Genomic DNA, 4,665 nt, shown 5'->3' with positions numbered 1-4,665 from the left:
AGTTCGCCGCGTTCGAACACCCGCCGCCCGCTCATCACGCCCTTGTTGTTGTGCAGTGTCACTGTGGCCGCGCGGCCCTGGTGGCCGCACCAGGCGGCGTCGTCCGCCGCCGGCGCGAGCAGCGCCTTCGATGCGCAGCGCAGATCACTGAGCTGGCCCTGCTCGTTGAACTCGGCCGTCGCCTGCTCGCGCCCGTCGTCAGCGTGGAAGGTCGCGCGCCGCAAGGTACCGCTGGCGTACCAGCTGCGTGCCAGGCCGATCGTCGTGCCGTTGCGCATCGTCTCCTCGCGCAGCAGCGGGTTCTTCGCGCCGGCCGTGGCCGCATAGGTGCGCGCCACGCCGTCGCGGTTGCCACGTTCGTTGGTGCTGTACTCCTGCTCCAGCACGCCGTTCCTGTAGAACCGCACCAGGCCCATCGACTTGCCGTCCTTGAGCTCCTGCTCGCGTTGCAGCACACCGCTGTCGGCATCCTTGCAACGCATCAGCCCGGTCTTGCCGGCCGTGGTGTGGCCGTTGGCCGGGTTGACGTGCTCGCCGTTGAGTTCGCAGGTCTGGATGGCCTGGGCGGACAGGGGCAGGGCCAGCAGCAGTGTGATCAGCAGGGCAGGGATTCGCATGGCCGGCGATTCTCCACCGCCCGGCTGCGAGCGGATACAAGCGCCAGGGAGGCTTCGGCCACAATCGCGTCCATGACCTTTCCTCTCGGATCGCTGCGCGCCGATGGCGGCGCCAGCCAGGCCGCTGCGGGCGGCCGTTCATCGCGCGAGGCGTCTGCGCCGGCCGTGGTGCCGCGCTGGCGCGCACGGCTCGTGCTGGGCTTCGGCGGCGTGCTGTGGTTGCTGGCGCTGATCGCGCTGGCCACGCACAACCCGGCCGACCCGGCCTTCACCACCTCGGGCAGCGTCGAACAGGCACTCAACAAGGCCGGCATGCTCGGCGCGCTGTTCTCCGATGGCCTGTACTTCCTGTTCGGCTTCTCGGCCTGGTGGCTGCTGCTGATCGGCGCGCGGGTCTGGCTCGGTGCGCTGGCGCGTGTGCTGCGCAGTGAGCAGGCCGGCACGCACCCGGCCGATCCGCACGAGCCGCCGCTGTGGCTGTTCTGGGTCGGCATCGTGGTGCTGATGGCGGCGAGCTGCGCGCTCGAGTCGACGCGCCTGTACCAGTTCGAGGCGCGCGTGGCCGGCGGCCATGCCGGCGGCGTGCTCGGCTATCTGCTCGGCCCGGCGAGCCAGAAGCTGCTCGGCTTCGCCGGCTCCGGCGTGCTGTGGATCGCCGTGCTGGTGGCAGGCATCGGCATGGCGCTGCAGTTCTCCTGGCTGCGTGTGGCCGAGGCGATCGGCACCTGGCTCGAGTCCTTCCGCGAGAAGCGCGCGGAGCGTATCGAGCGCGCCGAAGACCTCCGCCTGGGCGAGCGTGCGCTGCGCGAGCGTGAGGAGGTGGTCGAGGTGGAGCACCAGCTGCACGAGGAGCACCTGCCGATCGTCATCGAGGAGACGGTGGCCGAGCTGCCGAAGTCGGCGCGTGTCGCCAAGGAGCGGCAGAAGCCGCTGTTCGTCGAGCTGGCCGACACCAAACTGCCGCAGGTCGACCTGCTCGACGCCGCGCCCGGCAGCCGCCAGGAGTCGGTGACGCCCGAGACGCTCGAGATGACCTCGCGGCTGATCGAGAAGAAGCTGAAGGACTTCGGCGTCGAGGTGCGCGTGGTCGCGGCCTCGCCCGGCCCGGTGATCACGCGCTACGAGGTCGAGCCGGCCACCGGCGTGAAGGGCGCGCAGGTGGTCAACCTGGCCAAGGACCTGGCGCGTTCGCTGTCGCTGGTCAGCATCCGCGTCGTCGAGACCATTCCCGGCAAGACGACGATGGCGCTGGAACTGCCCAACGCCAAGCGGCAGATGATCCGCCTCTCCGAGATCCTCGGCTCGCAGGTCTACAACGACGCGGCCTCGCAGCTCACCATGGGCCTGGGCAAGGACATCGTCGGCAACGCGATGGTGGCCGACCTGGCGAAGATGCCGCATTGCCTGGTCGCCGGCACCACCGGCTCGGGCAAGTCGGTGGGCATCAACGCGATGATCCTGTCGCTGCTGTACAAGGCAGAAGCGCGCGACGTGCGCCTGATCCTGATCGACCCGAAGATGCTCGAGATGAGCATGTACGAGGGCATTCCGCACCTGCTCGCGCCGGTCGTCACCGACATGAAGCAGGCGGCCAATGCGCTGAACTGGTGTGTTGGCGAGATGGAGCGCCGCTACAAGCTGATGAGCAAGATGGGGGTGCGCAACCTGTCGGGCTACAACAAGAAGATCGCCGATGCCGCCGAGCGCGGCGAGAAGATTCCCAACCCCTTCAGCCTGACGCCGGAGGAGCCGGAACCGCTCGACCGCCTGCCCTACATCGTCGTCGTCATCGACGAACTGGCCGACCTGATGATGGTGGTCGGCAAGAAGATCGAGGAGTTGATCGCACGGCTGGCGCAGAAGGCCCGTGCCTCGGGCATCCACCTGATCCTGGCCACGCAGCGCCCGAGCGTGGACGTGATCACCGGCCTGATCAAGGCCAACATCCCGACGCGCCTGAGCTTCCAGGTGTCGAGCAAGATCGACAGCCGCACCATCCTCGACCAGATGGGCGCCGAGGCGCTGCTCGGCCAGGGCGACATGCTCTATCTCACGCCGGGTGGCGGGCTGCCGGTGCGGGTGCACGGCGCCTTCGTGTCGGACGAGGAAGTGCACCGCGTCGTCGAGTACCTGAAGAGCCAGGGCGAGCCGAACTACATCGAGGGCATCCTCGAGGGCGGCACGCTCGATGGCGAGGGCGGCGACGTGCTGGCCGGCGAGGCCGGCGCCGGCGGCGGTGAGAGCGACCCGATGTACGACCAGGCGGTGGCCATCGTGCTGCAGCACAAGCGTGCCTCGATCTCGCTGGTGCAGCGCCACCTGCGCATCGGCTACAACCGCGCCGCGCGCTTGCTGGAACAAATGGAGAAATCCGGGCTCGTAAGTGCCATGTCCACCAACGGCAATCGCGACATCATCGTCCCGAACCGCGACACATGAACTTCCGTTTCCCGGTGTTGCTGGCACTTTGCAGTGCAGCCTTCTCGGCGCAGGCCGATGCGGTGGACACCCTGCGCGAGTTCGTGCGCGAGGTGAAGACCGGCAAGGCGCAGTTCAGCCAGACCGTGACCTCGCCCGACGGCGCGAAGAAGAAGACCAGCAGCGGCAGCTTCGAGTTCGCGCGTCCCAACCGCTTCCGCTTCACCTACACCAGGCCCTTCGAGCAGGTCATCGTGGCCGATGGCCAGAAGGTCTGGATCTACGACGCCGACCTCAACCAGGTGAGTTCACGCAAGCTGTCGGCCGCGATCGGCGCGACGCCCGCGGCGCTGCTGGCCGGCGGCAACCTCGAGAAGGACTTCGAGCTGTCGCCGCAGCCCGCGGCCGACGGGCTGGAATGGGCCGCGGCCAAGCCGAAGGCCAAGGAGAGCGCCTTCGATTCGCTGAAGGTGGGCTTTCGCGGCAAGGAGCTCGCCGCTGTGGAGATCGTCGACAGCTTCGGCCAGCGCTCGCTGCTGCAGTTCAGCCAGTTCAAGCCCAACGTGCCGATGGCGGCCGACGCCTTCAGGTTCGTCGCGCCCAAGGGTGCGGATGTGATCGAGCAGTGACCGCTTCGCGCTGAGTGCGCGCGGATACCGCTCAGAAGGGTTCCCAGTCGGTCGGCACGGTGGGCGGTTCCGGTGGTGGTGCGGACCCGGTGCGCTCCGGCAGCCGGGCCACGTTGGTCGCGCGATTGGGACTGCGGCGCTCCTGCCCATGCCATGGCCTCGGGAAGGCTGCCGGCGCCGTGTCGAGCGAGGAGACGATGCGTGAGGCTTCGGCGCGCAGATGCAGCGCGGCTCGGCGCGCGCGTTCCATCGTCGCGGCGTCGCCACGCAACTGCTCCAGCGCCGGTTCGATGGCCGCCAGGGCAGCCGAGAGGGCTTCCAGTGCGGCGACGGGATCGGCCGGGCTTCGGTGCGGGGAGGTCGGGCAGCGGGGCTCTGTCACGGCAGGTGCACGGGTGATCACCAGGGCTTCGTCACTTCGGCTCGGAACTTGAGGCCCGGGCCGGCTGCGACAATCTGCGCATGTCCTCGCTCGAGCTCCCGCTGGACCCGCCGGCCCCCCCCGCGGCGATGCCCGCCGACGCGCCGCTGGCCGAACGCCTGCGCCCGGCCACGCTCTCCGAGGTGATCGGCCAGCAGCACCTGCTCGGCCCGGGAAAGCCGCTGCGCGTGGCGTTCGAGTTGGGCCGGCTGCACTCGATGATCCTGTGGGGCCCGCCGGGGGTGGGCAAGACCACGCTGGCGCGGCTGGTGGCCGGTGCCTTCGACGCGCAGTTCATCGCCATCTCGGCGGTTCTCGGCGGCGTGAAGGACATCCGCGAGGCCGTCGAGCGTGCCCAGGCGGTGCAGGGGCAGGGCCGGCGCACGGTGGTCTTCGTCGACGAGGTGCACCGCTTCAACAAGAGCCAGCAGGACGCCTTCCTGCCGCATGTCGAGTCGGGCCTGTTCACCTTCATCGGCGCAACCACCGAGAACCCGTCCTTCGAGGTCAACTCGGCGCTGCTGTCGCGCGCGACGGTGCATGTGCTGAAGAGCCTGAGCGACGATGACATGCGCGCGTT

General features: G+C 69.0%; 4 protein-coding genes and 1 pseudogene. 3 read left to right on the top strand and 2 right to left on the bottom strand.

Annotated elements, in window-relative coordinates; all coding sequences use genetic code 11:
• A pseudogene (locus tag AAG801_RS40610) lies at positions 1 to 617 on the bottom strand (hypothetical protein); the annotation flags it as partial.
• Between the two features lie 72 nt (positions 618 to 689).
• On the opposite strand from AAG801_RS40610, the gene AAG801_RS40605 reads away from it, so the two are divergent.
• Together AAG801_RS40605 and lolA are read left to right on the top strand one after the other, a co-directional pair.
• Complete coding sequence (locus AAG801_RS40605) at positions 690 to 3,056, top strand: DNA translocase FtsK 4TM domain-containing protein (RefSeq protein ID WP_341893541.1); 2,367 nt, start codon at positions 690 to 692, stop codon at positions 3,054 to 3,056.
• Positions 3,053 to 3,664, top strand: coding sequence for an outer membrane lipoprotein chaperone LolA (gene lolA, locus AAG801_RS40600; RefSeq protein ID WP_341893540.1), 612 nt, complete (start codon positions 3,053 to 3,055; stop codon positions 3,662 to 3,664). Before AAG801_RS40605 ends, lolA begins: the two co-directional genes overlap by 4 nt.
• 31 nt (positions 3,665 to 3,695) lie before the next feature.
• Here lolA and AAG801_RS40595 read toward each other — a convergent pair whose 3' ends face one another.
• Positions 3,696 to 4,046 carry a hypothetical protein gene (locus AAG801_RS40595; RefSeq protein ID WP_341893539.1) on the bottom strand — a complete coding sequence of 117 codons (351 nt, stop codon included), beginning with the start codon at positions 4,044 to 4,046 and terminating at the stop codon, positions 3,696 to 3,698.
• Positions 4,047 to 4,174: 128 nt separating this feature from the next.
• On the opposite strand from AAG801_RS40595, the gene AAG801_RS40590 reads away from it, so the two are divergent.
• A partial coding sequence (locus AAG801_RS40590) for an AAA family ATPase (RefSeq protein WP_341893542.1) occupies positions 4,175 to 4,665 on the top strand: 491 nt, incomplete at its 3' end.

This window comes from Variovorax sp. YR752, assembly GCF_943372545.1.
This window is presented reverse-complemented; position numbering and strand designations above follow the sequence as displayed.